Source organism: Shouchella patagoniensis, from assembly GCF_002019705.1.
GTDB lineage: Bacteria > Bacillota > Bacilli > Bacillales > Bacillaceae_D > Shouchella > Shouchella patagoniensis.
On sequence record NZ_KV917377.1, the window covers coordinates 2527095 to 2542425 of the forward strand.

At 41.1% G+C, this 15331-nt stretch carries 14 protein-coding genes; 2 read left to right on the forward strand and 12 right to left on the reverse strand.

Going from position 1 to position 15331, the window contains the following annotated elements; all coding sequences use genetic code 11:
* Positions 1-75 precede the first annotated feature (75 nt).
* The 5 genes from putP to BK584_RS13420 form a co-directional block, all read right to left on the reverse strand.
* On the reverse strand, positions 76-1590 hold the full coding sequence (gene putP, locus BK584_RS13400) for a sodium/proline symporter PutP (RefSeq protein WP_180320509.1): 1515 nt from the start codon (positions 1588-1590) through the stop codon (positions 76-78).
* 46 nt (positions 1591-1636) lie between these two features.
* Positions 1637-1933, reverse strand: coding sequence for a DUF5327 family protein (locus tag BK584_RS13405; RefSeq protein ID WP_078393078.1), 297 nt, complete (start codon positions 1931-1933; stop codon positions 1637-1639).
* 183 nt (positions 1934-2116) lie between these two features.
* Positions 2117-2875, reverse strand: coding sequence for an exonuclease domain-containing protein (locus tag BK584_RS13410; protein ID WP_245808857.1), 759 nt, complete (start codon positions 2873-2875; stop codon positions 2117-2119).
* A complete protein-coding gene (locus BK584_RS13415; protein WP_078393080.1) occupies positions 2838-3734 on the reverse strand; it encodes a DUF294 nucleotidyltransferase-like domain-containing protein in 897 nt (298 codons plus the stop codon). The genes BK584_RS13410 and BK584_RS13415 overlap by 38 nt, the downstream gene beginning before the upstream one ends.
* 1 nt (position 3735) lies before the next feature.
* The gene (locus BK584_RS13420; RefSeq protein WP_078395605.1) at positions 3736-4992 is read right to left on the reverse strand and encodes an ammonium transporter; all 1257 of its coding nucleotides are present in this window, start codon (positions 4990-4992) and stop codon (positions 3736-3738) included.
* 229 nt (positions 4993-5221) lie between these two features.
* Between BK584_RS13420 and BK584_RS13425 the strand changes: the two genes are divergently transcribed.
* On the forward strand, positions 5222-5854 hold the full coding sequence (locus BK584_RS13425; RefSeq protein WP_078393081.1) for a spore coat protein: 633 nt from the start codon (positions 5222-5224) through the stop codon (positions 5852-5854).
* Positions 5855-6009: 155 nt separating this feature from the next.
* Here BK584_RS13425 and BK584_RS13430 read toward each other — a convergent pair whose 3' ends face one another.
* The 5 genes from BK584_RS13430 to BK584_RS13450 all read right to left on the reverse strand — a co-directional run bounded on the left by BK584_RS13430 (position 6010) and on the right by BK584_RS13450 (position 10906).
* Entirely contained in the window at positions 6010-7065 is a 1056-nt protein-coding gene (locus BK584_RS13430) for an AbrB family transcriptional regulator (RefSeq protein ID WP_245808858.1), read from the reverse strand.
* On the reverse strand, positions 7052-7753 hold the full coding sequence (locus BK584_RS13435; RefSeq protein ID WP_078393082.1) for a uracil-DNA glycosylase: 702 nt from the start codon (positions 7751-7753) through the stop codon (positions 7052-7054). Before BK584_RS13435 ends, BK584_RS13430 begins: the two co-directional genes overlap by 14 nt.
* Positions 7754-7853: 100 nt before the next feature.
* The gene (locus tag BK584_RS13440; protein WP_078393083.1) at positions 7854-9203 is read right to left on the reverse strand and encodes a YjiH family protein; all 1350 of its coding nucleotides are present in this window, start codon (positions 9201-9203) and stop codon (positions 7854-7856) included.
* An 81-nt stretch (positions 9204-9284) separates the two neighbouring features.
* Complete coding sequence (locus tag BK584_RS13445; RefSeq protein ID WP_078393084.1) at positions 9285-10613, reverse strand: methyl-accepting chemotaxis protein; 1329 nt, start codon at positions 10611-10613, stop codon at positions 9285-9287.
* Entirely contained in the window at positions 10610-10906 is a 297-nt protein-coding gene (locus BK584_RS13450; RefSeq protein WP_078393085.1) for a hypothetical protein, read from the reverse strand. Before BK584_RS13450 ends, BK584_RS13445 begins: the two co-directional genes overlap by 4 nt.
* 135 nt (positions 10907-11041) lie before the next feature.
* Here BK584_RS13450 and pdxK point away from each other — a divergent pair, with 135 nt between their 5' ends.
* Complete coding sequence (gene pdxK / locus BK584_RS13455; RefSeq protein WP_078393086.1) at positions 11042-11848, forward strand: pyridoxine/pyridoxal/pyridoxamine kinase; 807 nt, start codon at positions 11042-11044, stop codon at positions 11846-11848.
* 34 nt (positions 11849-11882) lie between these two features.
* On the opposite strand, the gene hutH is transcribed toward pdxK, so the two are convergent.
* Positions 11883-13388, reverse strand: coding sequence for a histidine ammonia-lyase (hutH, locus tag BK584_RS13460; protein ID WP_078393087.1), 1506 nt, complete (start codon positions 13386-13388; stop codon positions 11883-11885).
* Positions 13389-13678: 290 nt separating this feature from the next.
* Complete coding sequence (gene dacB / locus BK584_RS13465) at positions 13679-15205, reverse strand: D-alanyl-D-alanine carboxypeptidase/D-alanyl-D-alanine endopeptidase (RefSeq protein WP_245808859.1); 1527 nt, start codon at positions 15203-15205, stop codon at positions 13679-13681.
* Positions 15206-15331 lie beyond the last annotated feature (126 nt).

The following is a 15331-nucleotide window of genomic DNA, read 5'->3' on the forward strand; positions in this document are numbered from 1 at the left end:
TCAATATCTCCCCCAATCTCTAGACACTAAAAACCTCCGAGATTTTATCTCAGAGGTTTTTTCTCAAGCTAGTGCTTATTTGTTTTCTTTAAGTTTTTTCTTAAAGTCTGTAAACCCTCCAGCAACACGCTTATCATTTGATGTCACTTTACTAACAATAAAGATGGCCAAGGAAGCGATAATAAATCCAGGTAACAGTTCGTAAACACGTTCATCCATACCAAACCATTGATACAGATTTGTATTTGCCCAAACAATCACAACGACTGCTCCTGTAAGCATCCCTGCAAACGCACCCCACTTCGTCATACCTCTCCAGTATAAACTTAAGAGCATAACAGGACCAAATGCTGCACCAAACCCTGCCCATGCATAACTTACTAGTTCAAGAATTGAACTATCCGGGTTCCATGAAAGAGCAAGTGCAATCAGCGCGACTACTAAGACAGCACCACGCCCAAGGAAAACCAATTCCTTGTCTCCCGGCTTTCTTTTTAAAAACGTTTTATACAAATCTTCCGTCAGGGAGCTTGATGTTACAAGTAATTGTGAAGAAATTGTACTCATAACCGCTGCTAAAATGGCGCTAAATATAAAGCCAATTACGTACGGATGAAATAGCATTTCGCCTAATACAACAAATACTGTCTCATGCTGACTGCCTACATCGGGATCAAGGAAAATTCCTTCGCCATTTAAATAAGCGCGCCCAATAAGACCTGTAAACATCGCACCTACAATCGATAAAATCATCCATGTCATACCAATTCGGCGAGCTGGCTTTGCATCGCTTGCTGTACGCATTGCCATAAAACGAACAATAATATGTGGTTGCCCAAAATAACCAAGGCCCCATGCTAAAGAACCAATTATACCAATGACAGAGACGCCTCTAAAAATATCAAGTAAATTAGGATCGATGCTCCGTATTTCATCAAAAGACGCCGTTAAACCGCCAACTTCAGCTAAAGCAAAAGTGGGTACGAATAACAAAGCAAGCATCATGACGCTACCTTGTACGACATCTGTCCAGCTCACCGCTAAAAAACCGCCAAACAGTGTGTAAACGATTGTTACACTCGCGACAATCAATAGACTCGTATGATAGTCTATACCTAGGACTGATTCGAACACAACCCCACCAGAAACCATACCTGATGATACGTAGACCGTGAAGAATAAAATAATAATAAGTCCCGATATAATGCGCAGTAGTTTGGAACCGTCAAAAAATCGGTTTTCTAGAAAGGCTGGAATTGTTATTGAATCATTTGCCGTTTCTGTATACGTGCGTAAGCGTGGAGCTAAAAAGAGCCAGTTTAAATAGGCGCCAATGATAAGTCCAAGCGCAAGCCATCCAGCGCCAAGCCCCGTTATATACATCGAACCAGGCAGAGCGAGCATGAGCCAACCACTCATATCTGATGCACCCGCACTAAGAGCAGCTACTCCAGGGGTTAACCCTCGTCCTCCTAACGTATAGTCCGAATGACTAGCCGTTTTCTTGTAGCCATACCAACCGATGATAAGCATTAAGATTAAATAGACAATAATTGAAATAATAATTTCATATGAAATGTGAATCAACATCCTTTCCTATCCACAAAAGAAACCGCCTCTTATCAAAGAGACGAGCTTAGAAATCCAGCAAGTTTCTTTTTTCCGCTGTCTTTTGTTCTTGTGGTATTTTTTTCTCTCTTTCTGTCATATGCTGTTCCGGGACAGAAAATGCTGGTTTTTGAATCAAATGTTCCGTTTCATTCTTATATACAGGAACCGTTTCTTCTCGACCAGACTTTAACAATTGGCAGTAACCTTCAATGACTGCCGCAGCTTCTTTTAAAGCTATTTCATCTCCTGATTCGACCGATTGGCGCAATCGGTTTACTTGGCGCTCCATTTGAGCAATTACGTCTTCAGCTTGGATAAGCATACGTGTCCTCCCTTTTCTTCGAGCACTGATTTATCATAGCACGGAGAGACCATAAGAATCGAATAGAACCAGTAACGTTTACTTTGTATTTGTATCAAGAATCAGGGCTGACGAAAAGTGACCTCCCACATTCAAGCAAAATGCCGCACATCCTTCATATGCTTCCCACATGCTCATAAATGACTACTTTTTTATCGCTAATTCTTTGTATATGTCACTTAGACAGAAATAACCTGCATGATGTGCAATCGTCACATGTTTTGTCCATAGTTGAGCCGTCATCTGGGCATCTGCTAGTGCATGATGTCGTTTTCTTACGACAATTCCATATGCCTCACACCACTCATCGAGTGTTTTTAGTTCGCCTTGATGAGCTGCCGTTATACTCGTTAAGAATGTTGTATCAACAAGTCGATGTGTAAATGTTTTTCCAAGCTCTTGCCAAGTGGCATGACGAAGAAAACGACGTTCGTGTGCAGCATGGTGTGCAATCAATGTAGAGCTACCAACAAAATCATAGAACGCCAATAACACTTCCCCAATGAGTCGAGAGTTCTCAAGCTCAAGAGCCGTCAAACCGGTTAAATCAAGCACATCTTTTGACGGTGGATGCTTAGATTTAACTGTTTCATAAAAATGATCATGCTCAATGTCTGCCCCTTTTATTTTCACAGCACCAATTGATAAGATCCCGTCTCCTTGGTCTGGATTAAAACCACTCGTTTCCAAGTCAAACACTACCATCGGTAACTCTGAAAAAGGTACTTGAAGCACATCTTGCTGTGCTTCCTTTTGGTACCTACGAAACCGTGCCATTTGGCTCGCATTATTTGGCTGAGAAGCCGCCATCGTTGAACTGAATCTCCCTGACAATTGGCGCATGAACTGAATCATATTCATTGCTTTAATCGCCTGCCTCAATCTTTTTTTGGACAGCCTCATAAAAACGGCGCCCTTCTCGAATCCACCTCTTTAATTGTTTCTGCTCATCTTTTTTTAATTCATCTGGATTCACATACGTTACAATGCCTATGTTTTCTTTCCACTGCGCTCGTTTTTCAATCAATTGCTTAAATGAATAGTGAGCCTCCACTATTTCAGTGTCTATTCTTTTGTTCGCTTCAAAACGATCCAGAGTCGACGATTCGAACATCTCATCTTTTAAAGCAAGCAAACGCATTCCATTTACAAACGGAAATAGCACTTGTTGCTTCATATTTAATAATCCTTGTTTCTCTCCTTGCTGTTCAACCAATAACTGTCCAAAAAGATTTAACCCTTGAGGGAGCCTGCCAGTGTTGTCAGCAAACCGCTTCAATAAATAGGGTTTTGTTTTCACTTTTTCAAACAATAACCCTTTTAATGACCAAACCAACTCTTTTTCACCTTCAATTGGTCTAGCATCAAAAAAAGTAAGTAAATGCCTTAAATGCTCAAATGAATCGTCTTGCAGCCAGCCTTCCAACTGCTCTTTCCAACTGATAAAGGAACGGCACCACCGTTGCTTTGACGCCATTACTCCACCAATACAACGTTCGTAACCAGCCTTCTCAAGTCGCTCTACAATGCGTTCGCCAAGTTCAAGAAAATAAGGTAAACAATGCTCGTTACCATCAAAGACAATCCCGTGGTCTTGATCACTATCATGAATTTGTTCTTTACGGCCAGCACTACCCATTACAAAAAACGCAAATGGAGCGGGGATCTCTCCCTGCTCCTTCATCATTTGCGAAATAGCTGCTTCCACTGCATTAACTAATTTATCTTCATGTAAGCTTTGTAATTGTTTCGCTTTTTCCATACTAAGATCCCGTTTTTGTGGAATTAGATTTGGATTCAGACATCACATTTTCTGGATAACCATACGAACCATGTTCACTCATATCAAGACCCAGAATTTCTTCTTCTTCCGTAACACGTAACGTTCCACCAACAAGTCCTTTTGTAAGAAGCAACAATATATACGAAGCTCCAAAAGCGAATAAGCCACAAACCACAACGCTTAATGCTTGAATGCCCAGTTGATCAAATCCCCCGCCATAAAGTAAACCTGCATGGCCTCCGTTCATTAAAGCTAGTTCTGGTGTTGCGAAAATTCCATTCGACAACGTTCCCCATATACCAGCTACACCGTGAACGCTAAGCGCAAAAATCGGATCATCAATTTTTAGCTTATCAAACATTTTCATACTAACAACAACGATAAGGCCACCAATTATCCCGATAACTACAGCTGCCCAAGGAGCGACAAATGCACAAGATGCGGTGATGGCAACCAGTCCAGCAAGGGCCCCATTTAGTGTTGTTGGTACATCTGCTTTCCCATTAATCGCCCAAACAAGAAACAATGCGGCGATCGTACCTGCTCCAGCAGCCAATTGTGTATTTAAAGCAACATAACCAAAAAATGCATCAGCCACTCCCCCTGTTGAACCTGCATTAAAACCAAACCAACCTACCCAAAGAATTAACACACCCAAAGCTGTAAACACTTGGTTATGACCAGATAAATCATTTACTTTTCCGTCTTTTCCATATTTACCAAGACGAGGCTTAAGGATAATGGTTGCTGCAAGGGCCGCCATCGCACCGGTTAAATGCACGACTGTCGACCCAGCAAAATCTTGTTTTCCAAGATCCGCGAGCCAGCCATCATCGGACCAAATCCAATGAGCGACAAGAGGGTATACAAATGCTGAGAACAAAACGGCAAAGATGGCATACGCTGCAAGCTTGCCACGTTCTGCAAATCCACCAAATGCAATTGTTAACGCAATTGCAGCAAATGTAAGTTGAAAGAAGAAATCAACAGAGCCGACGCCATCGGCGTAATCTCCATAAAAGAAATTAGATAAACCTATAATTGCGTTTCCATCCCCATAAATAAAGCCGTATCCGACTGCCCAAAATACAAGTGAAGCAACTCCTACAGTAAAAATCGTTTTACCAGCTATATGCCCTGCGTTTTTCATTCGAGTAGAGCCTGCTTCAAGTAATATAAATCCACCTTGCATCAAAAGCACCAACACAGCTGCGATTGTCAGCCATAAATTATCCATTAATACAATGCTGTCTTCCAAATGCGTCTCCCCCTTACGCTAAAATCAATAGCTATAACGGTTATTATATTCCTTTGTCATAATTGTTCCATAAATGCGTCAGTTTATCTAACATCATATTTATTACCTACACCTCCCAGCATAGAAGCATGACTAAACGCCTACACTAAAAAAGCGGGTTTAGACCTGCAAGTTCATCTTTTTAAATAAGGCGAGGGGGAAATGCACGATGATGCCACAAACAGGAAAACAACCATCACAACAAATGGCTCCAACACTCAACCACGGAGGCCATGATTTGTTTGACAGCCACGAAATCATTGCAGGGATGATAAATGTGCTAGATCAATACATGATCTTCCGGACATTTATGACGGATCAAGAACTTATTTCTCTGCTTGATCGCCAATATGCTTTTATTGAAAGTCAATACAACGTACTGGCAGAGGCTTTTTCAACAGGACAAAAACCAAGTGCATCAACTGGTGTATACAACATGACATTGTCTCACGATGTCCAGTTTGGCATTACACCTTCACAGCCCAAAAAACCAAACCGCTCTATTTCCGATGTGAAAGAAGCTGGTTTATCCGCCCATATGCTTGGCTTAATTAAATCCCAAGCATCACTTATGGGCATGGGTGCGACAGAAATTACCAACCCAATTGTGCGTCGAATTGTCGCCGATACGGTACCAAATTTTATTGAACTTGCTTACGAGATCTTCCTGTATCAAAATAAGCATAGTTATTACCAAGTACCCCAACTAAGTCCTAGTGATGCAGAAAAGATGGTTCACTCGTATCAACCAGTAAATGAACAGCCGGCAACGATGCCTCAGTCCAAAGCTCCGGTGCAATAAAAAAAAGCTTGTCGATCGAGTCCCTTAAAAACGAGACCGTCGACAAGCTTTTTTACGAACGGGATATAGGCTTCTCCTTTAACATGCAACCTACCAAATTTATCGCTACCGATTACAAGTTTAGGCACTATACCCATCCCCTGACTTTCCGAACCTCATGTTGCTGCTTTATTTTTTTCTGCCAATGGTTTCTGGGCAAAAAATCGAATTAAAAATGGCAGCGCAATAAATAACGATAACACCCTTAGCATTTGTAACGTTGCCACAACCGTTGCATCAAGCTCAAGTGTCGCCGCAGTCGAGGCCATCTCTGCAGCTCCCGCTGGAACGATCGCTAAAAGTGTCGTATAAAACGGCAATGAAGTAAGTACAAAAAAGACAAGCGCCAGAACGACACTCATGATTACATATAGAGATAACGCCGCAGCACTTGGTTTACCAATTCGAGCTAGCTCTCTAAGCGTTTCCCTATCAAATCTCATGCCAATTAACGATCCAATTAATACTTGAGCACTGCCCATCACAAAACTCGGCATTTCATAATTTGGGACTACGAGCTGATGCAATGAAAAGCCGATTATAATAGCAACAAACATCGGTGCTCCAGGAAATGAAATGAACCTGCTTAGAAAAAAAACAAGAGCTGCGGCAAGTCCTGCAAGACCAGCTAAACCCATGTTTATTCCATTCGATTGAATCGGCTCCACAATATCAATACCAGTTGTATTTGTTCCAATCCCGACGAGTAAAGGCACCACAAACACAAAAAGCGTAATACGCGCAGTATGAAAGGCTGCGACAATACGTTGATCTGCATTGTATCGTTCACTAAGAGCAATTACTTCTGAGGCCCCACCAGGTAGACAGCAAAAAAAAGCGGTGTTCCCCGAAGTTTTTGACCACTTACCAAACAGCTTACCTAGTACGATACCTCCAGCAAGTGTTAACACAAGCGTCAACAAAAAAGCAGGCAAAAGCATGCGGTAAGCCCATACTTCTTCAGGTACAACCATAAATCCAATTGAAATACCTACTAATGCCAGCGAAACAGTAAACAATTCACTTCGAAAAATAAGCTTTTGAATAAAAAAGGACCAAATAATTCCCGTCATCAGCGCACCAAGAAGCCACCCTGCTGGCATGCCAAGCGCCTGCATGATCCACCCAACAGTGAAAGAGACAATAAAAAAAATCACTTTACTTGTCATCATCAACGCCAAGCTCCGCTTTCATCGGTAATTGCCAATTAATTTGTTCCACACCGTGTGTTTTTAACCAATTGTTTATTTTAGAGAACGGTTTGCTGCCAAAAAAACCACGGTGTGCGGAAAATGGACTCGGATGAGGTGATTCGATGATGCAATGGCGTGTTTCATTAATTCGGTCACGTTTAACTTGTGCATGCTTACCCCAAAGGACAAAAACAAGCGGTTTTTCACGCTCATTTAACCGATCAATAACTTCATTGGTGAAATTCTCCCACCCCTTGCCTTGATGAGACCCCGGCTGTTTTTCACGCACACTTAAAACCGTATTTAACAAGAGTACTCCTTGTTTAGCCCAGCTTACTAAAAAACCATGGTCTGGTTTGAGACAACCCACATCGGCTTCCAGTTCCTTATACACATTTCTTAAAGATGGAGGTATAGCGACATCGGGCTGGACTGAAAAACTAAGTCCATGAGCTTGACCAGCTCCGTGATATGGATCTTGTCCCAAAATGACGACTTTCGTATCTGAATACGAAGTCAAATGAAGTGCGTTAAATAAATCATTCATATGTGGATAAACGGTCTCGTTTGCATATTCCTTCTTTAGGAACTCCCGAAGCTCCAAATAATAAGGTTTCGTAAATTCATTACCAACCACATTTATCCAATCATTTTCTAATACATCCAAGTTATCCCGCCTTTTCTTCCTCAGTCTCTATCATCATACTCCTGTATTCGTCGTTCTGACAAACAGCAAAAAAACGGCAGATAAGCTGCCGTTTTATTCCTTACAATAGTAAATGAGCCATTAACACGATAATCGGTAACGTAATGACCGTACGAATCAAGAAGACAAGCACACCATCTAAGAAATTAAATGGAATCTTTGATGCAATTAATACGCCACCTGTCTCTGACATGTAAATCAATTGGGATACGGATAATGTTGCAATTACAAACAAAGTAAGTTCATTTGTAATTCCTAATGGTTCAGCAAGAATTGTTGGCAAGAGCATATCAGCAAAACCAACCAAGATCGTTTGACTTGCTTCAGCTGCTTGCGGAACATTCATCCATTCTAACAAAGGAACAAATGGTACCGCTACCCACTCAAACAATGGCGTGTAGGTGGCTACACCAGCAGCAAGTGTACCAATCGTCATAACAACTGGTAACACACCGAACCAAAGGTCAAACACATTTTTTAAACCGCTTTTTACATTCTTTCCGTACTTTACGCTATGTTCTGCTCGAGTGACAGCTTGTAAAAAACCATTTTTAAATACATGCTTTTGTTTGGGTTCAACTTCTCCCTCTGACCCATCAATATACTCATTCTTTTTTAATGATAGTGGTGGGATACGCGGCATTATGAGCGCCGCGATAAAACCAGCTACAAACAATGTAATGAAAAACTGCCAGAATAAGTGGCTAATTCCTAATTCAGATAAAATATAAATGCTAAATGTAATCGAAACAACAGAAAAAGTAGAGGCGACAATCGCCGCTTCACGCCCTGTATACTTCCCAGATTCATACTGATGATTCGACAGCATGATTCCGACCGTCCCATCGCCGACCCAAGAGGCTATTGTATCAATTGAGGCTCTTCCAGGTAAACGAAACAATGGTCTCATTAAGTTTTTGAGTAAAGCACCGACAAATTCCATTAAGCCGAAGTTCAGTAAGAGCGGTAAAAGTATTCCCGCAAATAAAAAGATCGTAAAGAGAAATGGAAGCAAATCAAACAATAATACTTGCCCTGTATCTGCTGAGACAATAAATTCGGGTCCAATTTCAAAATAAACCATAAACCCGAATAATGCACCAAGAATGCGGACAACAATCCAACTAGACGTTGTAGCAAAAACAGCGTGGAAGAATGAATCTTGTTTGTTTTCACTCCGTTTGTTCACAGTTGCAATAATTGAAAGAATAGCTGAAATACCCATGACAATAGCGACAATTAAGATAATAACATCTTCTGTTAATAACGCCATTGTTAAATCTGCAAAATAAGCAACTGGTAATAACACTTCACCCTCAATCGAAAATGGCGTCATGAATAAAAAGATACCGATTAGAGAAGGTATAAGAAACAAAAGTGTATTTTTTAATGTAATTGTATTTGAATTCATGAAATAAAATCCCCCGACCGGATAAGTATAAGTGATACTGAATCATTATACATGCATTTTATTTCTTACGCTATGGAAACTTTATTGATTTTCTATTTTTTCCTCTTTAAAGTTAAAAGAATGAGTAATTTCTAATAGTTTTTGTGCTGTATTTTCTAATTTATGGATATATTCCATGACATCACTCATCGCTTCAGCTTGTTCACTTGCTGTAGTCGCTGCTATTTCTGTTTCTGAACCACTCGCTTCACTTGAATGCTTTAGTTGTTCAATTTGCGCAGTTAATTCAATTGTATTACCAGCGATGGATTGCGTGGCACTAGACACTTCATAGATCTCTTGATTTAAAAGAATGACCGCTTCTCGGATCTGTTCAAAGATATGTTGGACTCCTTCCATTGCCAACTGCCCTTTTTCAATCTCTACTTCTCCTGCATTCATTTCACCAATTACTTTTCTTACATCAGCTTGTACGGAATGAATCATTTCGTTTACACTTTTAGCTGAATGCTCCGATTCTATTGCTAATTTACGAACCTGTTCTGCCACTACTGCGAAGCCACGTCCTTGTTCTCCAGCGTGAGCCGCTTCAATCGCAGCATTTAATGCCAATAAGTTTGTTTGTTTTGAAATGGAACCTAATGCATTAACCACTTCAATCATATCTTCTGAACGACCATGGAGTTGACCAACAAATGAGCTTACTCGTTTTGTACTCCGTGCAATTACTTCCATTTGATCAGATGACTGTTTTACTGTACTCTCACCAGTTTCAACTAACGTATGAACTGCATCCGTGGAATTTTCCGCTGATGCAAGCGAGTTTGTTATGTGCTCAACTTTTTGTCCTAAACGATTTGTTGAGTGAGCGCTTTGTCTTGTTGTTTTCAGATGCTCCTCATTTGTTTGTGCTGCTGTTTTACTTGCTTTTGCAATTAATATCGCATCCTGTAAAGTCTTCTCTGAACAATGAATTAGATGAGCCGACGTCGCCGCTAACTCGTAGGAAGCTTTTGCTTGTTGCAATAAAGAGGTTTTTAATTCATTTGTCATTTCATTAAAAGAGCTTGTAAACGAACCAAACTCATCGTTTACATACACAGGTATAGGCTTCCTTGAGAAGTCTCCTTCAGCTAAATGATTTGCCCTCCTAATCAATCTTCTTAACGGAACAAGCACCATAAGTGCCTGACGGCGAGCTACCAGTGAGCCGATGATGTTAAAGATAAATAATAAAATCCAGGTAACTGCCAGTTGCTTAGTCATCGTTGAAGAGGTTTCTCCTAAGGTAGATAAACCAGATTCGTAAGCTGCTGTCATTGCTTCTTCACTTATTTCTTGCAATGTTGCAGCCTCTGCTGAACGTTGCCTCCATTGTTCTTCCGCAAGATCTCTATCACCAGCAGTCAAAGGTACGATTCGGTTGATTCAACTTGTTCAAACCATTCGGCATAATCACCTTCCCACGTCTCATTCCCAATCTCTGGAGCCACCCCCGTCAACAACGAATCATGGATCTCTCGTTCTACTATTGCCACTTTTGCTAACGCTTGCCCATTCTCCTCTATTAAATCAAGCGGTTCTTTAAATGAAGTATTTAGCTCATGTTGTGTGGACAACAAAAAATAAGAACAGACAATCAAGAACAGGAACATTAGTCCAGCTATTAAAACATACCCACTGATTAGTTTTTTCTTAATCATTCCTCATGCCTCCTTCACTTTTCTATCCTTTATATCGGAAGTTTAGTCATTGCTTTCCATTTGTAGTGCTTGCTTTAATGACAAGCAATTCTTTAGTATAATAAACACATTGCAGAAAAGGAGTGGACAGAATCGATGGAACGATACAAAGCTTTAACAATAGCTGGCTCTGACACAAGCGGCGGAGCCGGCATACAGGCCGATTTAAAAACCTTTCAGGAGCTCGGAGTCTATGGAATGAATGCTCTAACAACGATTGTCGCGCAAAACCCATTTAAAGGGTGGGCCCATGAAGTTTTCCCACAGGAGCCGTCGGTTGTCGATAAACAAATCGATACGGTCTTAAAAGGAATTGGCGTAGATGCCGTTAAAACAGGCATGCTTGGTTCAATTGAGATTATCGAAATTGTCGCAAAGAAAATAGAAGAATACGGAGTCGATCAACTTGTTGTTGATCCTGTCATGGTATGTAAAGGGGCGGATGAAGCTCTTAACCCTGAAACCGATGCTTGTTTACGAGATGTTCTTGTACCAAAAGCATTTGTAGTTACACCAAATCTTTTTGAAGCCTCCCAGCTTTCAGGCATAACAGTCCAAACACTTGATGATATGAAAGCAGCGGCAAAAGCGATTCACAACCTTGGTGCACAACATGTTGTTATAAAGGGGGGCAGCAAACTTGACCATCCGACTGCTGTCGATGTTTGGTACAATGGCGAGACGTTTGAATTGCTAGAATCAGATGAAATACAAACAAGCTTTACCCATGGAGCGGGCTGCACATTTGCTGCAGCAATCGCTGCAAACTTAGCTAAAGGAAAACCGATATCAGAGGCCATTCACACCGCAAAAGAATTTGTAACAGCAGCGATTAAGCATGGTAGCAAACTAAATGAATATGTTGGTTCTGTCGCCCACGGCGCTTTTAATTATAATAAATAAAACAATGCCCCCAATAACAGGGGGCATTGTTTTATTATACGGCGTTATTTACTGTGTGCTCTTTGTTTATACGCAACCATTCAGCCATCCGCTCCATATCTGTCGAAAACACTCTGTCCGCTCGTATTGTTGGCACAATTTCCCGTGCCGCCTCGTAAAAATCACTTGTTATTGACGCCATTCTCTCTATTCCACGTATTTCAACAGCCTGCAGTGCGCAAATCGCTTCAATTGCATACACTCGTCTTACATTCTCAATTACTTGCATGGCATGTCTAGCGCCAATTGTCCCCATACTAACGTGATCTTCTTGGTTAGCAGAGGAAGGAATCGAGTCTACACTTGCAGGATGAGCAAGGGTTTTATTCTCTGATACAAGGGAAGCTGCGACATATTGCATAATCATTGCCCCAGATTGAAGACCTGGACTTGGACTTAAAAATGGTGGCAAATCATTTAACTGGGGATTTACAAGTCGTTCTACCCTACGTTCGGAAATGTTTCCAAGCTCCGCCATCGCAATTGCTAAAAAATCCATCGCAAATGCAATTGGCTGACCATGAAAATTCCCTCCAGAGATCACTTTGCCTCCATCATCAAAAATAAGTGGATTATCAGTCGCCGCATTCATCTCAATTAATAATTTCTCTTTTACATAACTCAATGTTTGCCATGTGGCGCCATGGACTTGGGGTATACAACGCATTGAATACGCATCTTGCACTCGCAACTCACCTTGTACTGTTGTTAACTTACTATCTTTTAAATAACCACGCATACGTGCAGCCGTCTCTACTTGTTCTGGATACCCTCTAGCGATATGGACATCTGCATCAAATGCATCCATAATGCCATTTAAACCCTCCATTGTTACTGAAGCAATCAACTCCGCTTGATAGGAAAGTCGTTCCGCTTCGATATAGGCGACAGCTCCAGTTGCCGTCATCGCTTGTGTACCATTTATAAGAGCAAGACCTTCTTTCGCTTGCAAAACAAGAGGTTTCATACCAATTTGTGCAAAACAGTCTTTCGTCACCATTCGCTCGCCATTGTAAACCACTTCCCCTTCACCAATAACAACAAGTGCTAAATGAGATAGTGGAGCGAGGTCTCCGCTCGCTCCAAGTGAGCCTTGTTGAGGAATACACGGATAAACTTCTTTATTGACTAACTCGAGTAACATTTCAACCACCTCAAGCCTCACGCCAGAATACCCTTTGGCAAGTGCATTGGCACGCAATACCATCATTGCCTGGGAAATCTTATTTGAAAAGAGCGGACCTACTCCACAAGCATGAGAAAGAATGAGGTTTCGTTGCAACTCTTCTACGTTTTGCACATCGATTTGTACATCACTAAACTTACCAAAACCTGTATTGATGCCATATACCGTTCTCCCCTCATTCACAATTTGTTCAACCGCTCTCCTACTAGCATGGATTTTCTCAATACACGCTTTACTCAACCCCACTTTTACACCACTATATAAAATCGCTTCTAAATCTTGAAACGTCAATGTTTCACCCGTTAAAATAACCATACCTTCACTCCTCTATCTGATTAAAGTCCAAATAAAAAGAGGCTGCAGTTTGAAATCACTTGATTTCAAAAACTGCAGCCTCGATGAGCTGATACTTGCTATGGAAAAGAGATTTTGTTCGTCTGCTCCAACATAAGCCCATCTCATCAACTCCACTATTACAGATTCTATTAATCTTAGTGTAGATTACGATGGGACCGTTGTCAACGTCACTGTAACTCCCTTAAAAACCGGACTCGTATTTTTTTCAAGAAAAAGATTGTCAACAGTTGTAAGAAGCTGTTTTTCATTTATTGTTTTGTTTGAAATTCATGCTCCGCAAGCGTATTAGCGATAGCATCTTCAACCGCCCGAATATTCCTACCTTCTCCAAGATAATTATTAATCATAATAGAAAAGATCAAGTCCGTTCCATCTTTCGCTTTTACATACCCAGAAAGGCTTGAAACACCTGAAATTGAGCCAGTTTTCGCGGTTACATTTCCTTTCGTGAACTCGCCAGTCAGTCGATTCCGGAGTGTACCTCCAATAAGACGATCTGTCTCGCCAGCAATCGGTAGCGAGTGTTTAAAGACTGAAAACCAGCTTGCTTCTTGAACTTCAAACAGCATCTGCGTTATATCGTTAGCTGGAATGACTGTTTTATGGGACATGCCAGATCCATCACGAAATTGGACTGTATCTGCCCTGACTCCAAAATCCCTTACACTCTTTTCAATTACTTCAAGTCCTTTTTCCCAGCTCCCTTCTTCGAAAAGGACTTTCCCCATTTCTTTTGTTAAAACCTCCCCATGACCATTATTGCTTAACTTCATAAACGGTATTAGTAACTCTTCAAGTGGCATCGATTCTTTAAACGCAACAACTTGAGCATCCTTTGGTGCAGGTTCACTCTTCACTTTAAACTTGCCAATAAATTCTACTCCCTCTTCTCCTAATGTCTGTTTAAAGACATCTATGACGTAACCAGTTGGTTCCCATACAGACGACCACGAACGCGTAAGTGTCCCACCTAGAGGCATTTTTCCTTCGACCATGATCTTATTATTGCCATGTTGACGTTCAATTGAAATCTTCTTTTCTTCACCCGCTGCTACCATCGTTGTGTTGTTTTCAATTACTACATACTCTGTTTCCGGACGCATAGACACGCTTGCCTTTTCACCCGTCTTATCTGTTGGGGTTACTTCTACAATAATCGTTCCCGCATCATAATCATTGTCAGGAGAAAGTGTTAAAGCGGAAACTTGAGCCCCGGTGTAAAAAGGTTCATCGGACCAATTCAAGTCTTGTGAAAGACGCTCATCATCATACCATGTATCATCACCAATCAAATCACCTTTAAATTTAGTAATCCCTTGCTCTTTTAACTCTTTAGCGAATTGTTGTAGGTCTTCTCGTAATAAAGTCGGGTCTCCTTTCCCCTTTAAATAAAGGTTACCATGTAATACGTCCCCTTTCTTTTTCCCATCTGTTAGCACCTCTGTTCGAAACCGATAATCTTCACCTAACGTTTCCAAGGCAGCGACAGCTGTAAAAAGTTTCATATTCGATGCCGGGTGAAGTCGGATGTCCCCATCCTGCGAGAAAAGAACCTCACCCGTATCCCCATGTCTGATACTAACCCCAGTCACCGTTCCGTCCAAATATTCATTGTCGAGTACTTCTTTCAGTTTTTCTTCCAACGATGTTCCTGCTTCTATATGTTCTTCGTTTGCCTTTGCCCATAGCCATTCCCCTTGTACAAACAAAAAGGAAGCAATGAGTATTACGACAAGAGACAGCAAGCCAACTAAGTTGCAAGTCTTCTTATTCACGTTCCACACCCCCAATGTATAGTTGAATCGCAATAAAGGAGATTCAAAAGTCAAGTGGACGATTATTTCAGATAGCGATTCTCGCCTCACACATGTAGTGACAAATCGAATCGTCAGTCAACATAT

Bases quoted from the DNA above. Each gene is read 5' to 3' on its own strand.
- BK584_RS13410 (WP_245808857.1), bottom strand. From the start codon at position 2,875: ATGAGGCTGTCCAAAAAAAGATTGAGGCAGGCGATTAAAGCAATGAAT.
- BK584_RS13415 (WP_078393080.1), bottom strand. From the start codon at position 3,734: ATGGAAAAAGCGAAACAATTACAAAGCTTACATGAAGATAAATTAGTT.
- pdxK (WP_078393086.1), top strand. From the start codon at position 11,042: ATGGAACGATACAAAGCTTTAACAATAGCTGGCTCTGACACAAGCGGC.
- BK584_RS13405 (WP_078393078.1), bottom strand. From the start codon at position 1,933: ATGCTTATCCAAGCTGAAGACGTAATTGCTCAAATGGAGCGCCAAGTA.
- hutH (WP_078393087.1), bottom strand. From the start codon at position 13,388: ATGGTTATTTTAACGGGTGAAACATTGACGTTTCAAGATTTAGAAGCG.
- BK584_RS13440 (WP_078393083.1), bottom strand. From the start codon at position 9,203: ATGAATTCAAATACAATTACATTAAAAAATACACTTTTGTTTCTTATA.
- BK584_RS13450 (WP_078393085.1), bottom strand. From the start codon at position 10,906: ATGATTAAGAAAAAACTAATCAGTGGGTATGTTTTAATAGCTGGACTA.
- BK584_RS13425 (WP_078393081.1), top strand. From the start codon at position 5,222: ATGATGCCACAAACAGGAAAACAACCATCACAACAAATGGCTCCAACA.
- BK584_RS13430 (WP_245808858.1), bottom strand. From the start codon at position 7,065: ATGATGACAAGTAAAGTGATTTTTTTTATTGTCTCTTTCACTGTTGGG.
- BK584_RS13420 (WP_078395605.1), bottom strand. From the start codon at position 4,992: ATGGATAATTTATGGCTGACAATCGCAGCTGTGTTGGTGCTTTTGATG.
- putP (WP_180320509.1), bottom strand. From the start codon at position 1,590: ATGTTGATTCACATTTCATATGAAATTATTATTTCAATTATTGTCTAT.